Source organism: Caldimonas sp. (assembly GCF_046289365.1).
Taxonomy (GTDB): Bacteria; Pseudomonadota; Gammaproteobacteria; order Burkholderiales; family Burkholderiaceae_C; genus Caldimonas.
Window position 1 is genome coordinate 1 of sequence record NZ_JBKBVU010000211.1, and the last position, 5,337, is coordinate 5,337.

Here is a 5,337-nt window from a genome sequence, read left to right on the forward strand (position 1 = left end):
TGGCGGTGGGCAGGCCGATGTAGCCCAGGCCGATCATGGAAATGGTGTCGAACAACTCTCAACTCTCCACTGAAATTAACGAATCTGCTGCTTGAGAATGTCCCGGATGCGCCCGGCCGCGAGCCCGTCGCCATAAGGGTTGTGCGCCCTTGCCATCGTTTCGTAGGCGGCCGCATCGTCCAGCAGACGGTTGGCCTCGCGCACGATGGCGGCCCGGTCGGTGCCCACGAGTTTCACGGTGCCTGCATCCACCGCTTCGGGCCGCTCGGTGGTGTCGCGCATCACGAGCACGGGCTTGCCCAGCGAGGGCGCTTCTTCCTGCACGCCGCCGGAATCGGTGATGAGCAGGCTCGCGCAGTCCATCAGGTAAACGAAGGGCAGATAGTCCTGAGGTTCAAGCAGGATCACATCGTTCTGGCCGGCAAGGATGCGCCGTACCGGTTCCTGCACGTTCGGGTTGAGGTGCACCGGATAGACGACTTGCACGTCGCCCCGCGCCGCGATGTCCGCCAGTGCGTGGCAGATGGCCTCGAAGCCGGCGCCGAAGTTCTCGCGCCGGTGGCCGGTGACGAGGATCAGGCGCTTGGACGCATCCAGGAAGTCAAAACGCGACTCGAAGCGAGTGCGCAGCGCGGTGTCCGTGCGCACCCGCTGCGCCACGTCGAGCAAGGCGTCGATGACGGTGTTCCCGGTCACGTGGATGCTGTGGCCAGCCACGCCTTCGGCGAGCAGGTTGGCACGCGAGCGCTCGGTGGGGGCAAAGTGGATGTCAGCCACCGCTCCTGCGAGCCGCCGGTTCATTTCCTCCGGCCAGGGCGAATACTTGTTGTAAGTGCGCAGGCCGGCTTCCACATGGCCCACCTTGACGCGGGCGTAGTAGGCCGACAAGCTGGCAGCCAGGGTGGTGGTGGTGTCGCCATGAACCAGGATGATGTCCGGCATCCACTGCGTATAGACCTCGCGCATGCCCAGCAGCACGTTGCTGGTGATGTCGCTGAGGTCTTGCCCCGGCTTCATGAGGTTGAGGTCGAAGTCCGGGCGGATGTCGAAGATGTCGAGCACCTGGTCGAGCATTTGCCGGTGCTGGGCAGTGACGCAGACCTTGGCGTCGAACGCAGAATCGCTCGCCAAGGCCTTGACCACAGGGGCCATCTTGATGGCCTCGGGCCGTGTGCCGAATACGGTCAGAACTTTCATTCACTTCCGCTGTCGTCGTGCAGCACGCCGGCTGGGTCCACCTCCAGCAGACATGCCTTCTTTTCAAGTCGATTGAACTCCGTGCGCCTGAATGTCACCCCCGCTTCGGACAGCTCTGTCTCCCATGCTTTGACGATTTCCTGCTCGTCAGGTCGCAGGTAGTCGTCCATCAGGAAATGAAAGCCGCACGCTGGCCCCAACGCCTGCATCACCTTGGGCAAGGCCGGATATCGGGCCCGTGGGCCCGTGCTGGCAGGAGGGCCGTCGACCACCACAAGGATGCGCGGGCTGCCCTCCCCGATCCGGTCTTTGAGCGCCCGCAGGGCTTGGTCACACGCGTAGTAGTCGAAGTCGGCGCCAGCGTCGCTCTTCCAGGGCTCCAAGGGCGCAAGTTCAACCTGCGCATGCGAGGTCAACCCAGCCTGCTCCAGACCCCGCTGAGATTTGCGCTGGTATTCCTCGAGGTGATCGAAACTGAGCAAGGGCGACGGCGAGCGCTGCTGCCTGCGGGCCACGCGTTCAAGAGCCTTCGCGAGGATGAGCGTGGATGTGCCGGATCCAAACTCGATCACGGCGTCGTAGGCATTCGCCTCGGTCAGCTCGATGAGCAGCACGCCGAAGTCGGGACTGACCGGCCAGTTGTGAACCTCAGGGACAAGCGTTTCATGTCCCATGTAGTGCTGCAGCCGCACGAACGATTCGATCTGCCGCACGGCATTGTCGAGATCATGTCTGTGTTGTCTTTCGATGTCCTCCAACCTGCGCTCGACCTTCTCGGCGCCTGCCGCCCTGGCGTCTTCCACCAGGCGCAGCGTCGTGTCGGCCAACTTGATCGTGCCGGTCCCTGCCACTCTCAGACCGACCACCACGGACTGAGCCTGCGGGAGCGTCCTGAATCCCAGGCGAAACCTCCCAGACCCGTCTACCGGTGTGGACAGTGCTTCGAGCTTGCGGTCGGCGTCGTACTGGAACAGGTAGATCTGAGGTTTGCTCTCGCCCGCATGTCCGACGCGCCCGGAAAGCACGTAATCGACTTCGGGGTCCACTGGCAACTGGGACACTTTCGGCGGCCGATTGAAGTTGCCGTGTTCGTTTCCGAGTAGGTACAACGGAGCGTTCTTTTCGGATGCATACTCGACAACCTCTTCACCGACCTTGATCCATTCAGGATGAAGGGTGTTCATCCGCAACTGAATGGGTACATGAGCCACACGGGCCGACACCGAGAAGAGGCCCTGCACTTCAGCTGTCCGAGCCGTCGCCTGCTTGGCTCGCAGGGCTTCCTCCAGTTCGCAGATGCGGGCTGCCAACGACTGGCGTTCTTCCTTGTGTGCAACGATCGCTCGCGCGAGTGCGTCCTTGGCCTCCTCCAGCGCCTGCCGTGCCCCGTGCAGCGAGTGGGTGAGCTCGTCGAGCTTCTGTTGGTCTATGGCCGCTTGCGAGCGGGCTTGGGCCAGTTGGGCTCGCAGGCCGGCCGGCTCACGCACGTAAAGCGCATGGGCCAGGGCCGGGTGCCGCTCGGTGCGCGTGTGCACGCAGACGAGCCCCGCGGTTGCCAGCAGCTCGTCCACCGCGTCATGACGGGCAGCCCGGTCCAAGCCGGCGTTCTCTCCCGCGGCCACACGCACAAGGGCCACGTCGAGCTGGCCCAGCCGCGCAGCGCCGCCTTGCAAAAGCTGTGCGGCGGGAAGGCAGTCCAGCACCAGCCAGTTGGCTTCATCGCCGGCTTCGGCCAGCAGGGCTTCCAGCGTGACGGGGGCCTCCACCTCGACGACGCCTTCCTCGGCAAGGTGCGGCCACAGGGTGCGCAGGCGCTCGGGGGGGCTCAGGCCGTTCTCAGCCGGGTTGCTGGCGCGGTAGAAGAGGGTGGGGGCCGGGGCCGACGCCACCACTTCGCGGCGGGGCGTCCAGTCGCACCCCTCGGGCAGGTGGCGCAGCAGGTGTTGATACTGGGCTTCGTCGCCTTCCACCAGCCACACGGGGCTGGCCCGGCGGCTACGCAGCCATTGCACCCAGGGCCCGTTGCCCGCGCCCGCGCCCACCACGACGGTGCCGCGTGGCGGAAAGACGGCGCTCAGCACGTCCAGCCAGGCCGGCCAGGGCAGTGCTTGAACTCCTCCCTCGGAGGTGGGGGTCATTTTTCGTTCCTCTTGCGCTGCAGGCGGAACTCACGCACCTGGCGCTGCAAGGCAAAGGGCAGCTTCAGCCAGCCCAGGGGTGACTTGCCGTACTGGAGCATTGTGCTGCCCAGCCGGTAGGACAGGTGTTGCTTCACGCGCTCGGCTTCGTGAGCGTCGCGGTAGGTGTGGATGGGCGGCAGCTTCTTGGCCGGTCGGGCAGCCGCCTCCTGGCGGAAGGCCCGCACCTCGGCCGCCAAGGCCCAGGGCATGCTGAGCCAGCCGCCCACCGAGCGGGAGCGCTCGATCATCACCGCACCCAGGCGGTAGCTGAGCTGGCGCTTGATGCGGTCGGCCGCCCCATAGGGCCCGGGGGGCTTGGGCGGCGCCAGTTTCTGCTTCAGGCGCTGGTTCTCGAGGTAGTAGCGCTCCAGCTCTTCCTGCACTTGGTGCAACTGATTCAGCAGCAGCTCGTTCTCTTCGCCAAGCTCCTGCGCCCGGTCGGCAGCGGCCTTGGCTTCGGCGTCGGCTTTCGCCTTGGCGGCCATGAGATCGGCCTCTGCCTGGGCGCGCATCGCCTTCAGCTCTTCTTCCAATCTGGCGTGCTCGGCCCGGGCAGCCTCCAGCTGGGCTTTCGCCTCGTCCGATTGCCGGGCCAACAGCTCAATCTGCCGCTGAGCTTCGCGCTCCTGTTCGACCACACGCTGCTCCAGCTGCTGCTGGCGCAGCTGCTGTTGCCGCGCCTCCTCCTGCGCCTCACCCAGGTGGACCGTCAGCACTTCGTTCTTCCGCACGTGTTCCTGGAGACGGCGATCCCTCTCTACGAGTTCGTTCGTCAGTTGCGCGACCCGCTCGAACGACTCGGCCAGCTCCTCACGCACACGGCGGTACTCGGCATGCAGCTCAGACACCCAACCTGTGACGAAAGTCCGCTGCTGGACCAGCGCCTGCCATGCTGCAGCGGGGTCGCCTTTGGCGCGTGCCGCCCCCCCCATTGGCAGATTGGCAGCGGATTGCAGTTCGGCGTAAAGCTGCAACGCTGCCGGGTGACTGGCCAGCACGGCATCGACCACATACTCCTCTGCGGCTGTTGCGTTAAAGACGTCCAGCGCCTTGCGAGGCTCGATGCCGGCCACCGCCAGGGCAGATTCCAGTTCGACGGGTAACGCAACGGGAGCCTGCGTCGGCAGTGTGTCGCCATGAAGGCCGTCGACACCCACAGCCGCGGGCACGGCAACGGGCTCCGCTTCCGGGGCGCGCAGCAGCGGAGTGTCGAGCAAGGGCTGAAGTTGCTGGAGATAGCTGTCCACCGCTCGGCGAACCTGCTGCGAATGGACGAGCAGGCAACGATCCTGGTGACGCAGGTAAAAGCGCAACAAGGCTCCGTTGTACGCCACCCAGTTGTCGAGCATGCGTTGTACGTTGTTCGGCGGAGAAAGCTCTCCGTCGACACGGGCCGCCTCTGTCAGCACGCGGTGCGGCTCGTCATACACCAGCACGAAAGTGAGCTTGGGGTCAAGCTCCTTCCAGTAGTCAAGGGTGTATAGGTTCTGCGGATCAGCCCAGCCCCACAGGGGTTGATCGAGGTTGCCGAGCATCAGGTCCAGGGCCATTCCGTGCCACACGGGGCCGGCTTGGACTTGGACCACGCTGTCCTCGTCGGTCACGGTATCGACGGGCGGGAGATTGTGGACCTTGCACAAAGTCGCCGTCACATCCTGTGGCAGCAGGCCTTCTCTTCTGGAGGGCCGCGCCCGCTGCATGCCGCACTGGTGAAGCAGGGTCTCGACTTCCTGGTAGCCAGACGCACGGTGACCCACGATGGCAATCTTGTTCATAGCTGTCAGGTCCCGGACGATTACGTGGCACTTTTATGAAAAGTTCCGGTTTTTCTTTGTACCATGTCAGGTCCCGGACGATTACGTGGCACTTTTATGAAAAGTTCCGGTTTTTCTTTGTACCATCTTTTCATGGCCTCGATGGGCGGGACATGTCCCAGGGCTTTCTGGGGGATGTGGTGATT

At 64.5% G+C, this 5,337-nt stretch carries 3 protein-coding genes; all 3 read right to left on the minus strand.

From position 1 onward, the window contains the following. Window positions 1–75: 75 nt before the first annotated feature. Genes wecB through ACK42S_RS15450 form a run of 3 tightly spaced genes read right to left on the minus strand, consistent with a single transcriptional unit; the run spans window position 76 to window position 4,981 of the window. Window positions 76–1,197, minus strand: a complete 1,122-nt coding sequence (wecB, locus tag ACK42S_RS15440) for a non-hydrolyzing UDP-N-acetylglucosamine 2-epimerase (RefSeq protein ID WP_409709501.1) — start codon at window positions 1,195–1,197, stop codon at window positions 76–78. Then, window positions 1,194–3,335, minus strand: coding sequence for a hypothetical protein (locus tag ACK42S_RS15445; RefSeq protein ID WP_409709504.1), 2,142 nt, complete (start codon window positions 3,333–3,335; stop codon window positions 1,194–1,196). The genes wecB and ACK42S_RS15445 overlap by 4 nt, the downstream gene beginning before the upstream one ends. Then, a complete protein-coding gene (locus tag ACK42S_RS15450) occupies window positions 3,332–4,981 on the minus strand; it encodes a hypothetical protein (RefSeq protein WP_409709507.1) in 1,650 nt (549 codons plus the stop codon). The genes ACK42S_RS15445 and ACK42S_RS15450 overlap by 4 nt, the downstream gene beginning before the upstream one ends. Window positions 4,982–5,337 lie beyond the last annotated feature (356 nt).

What these genes read in the sequence shown, in the direction of transcription:
- wecB (WP_409709501.1), bottom strand. Translation starts at nt 1,197, where the DNA reads ATGAAAGTTCTGACCGTATTCGGCACACGGCCCGAGGCCATCAAGATG.
- ACK42S_RS15445 (WP_409709504.1), bottom strand. Translation starts at nt 3,335, where the DNA reads ATGACCCCCACCTCCGAGGGAGGAGTTCAAGCACTGCCCTGGCCGGCC.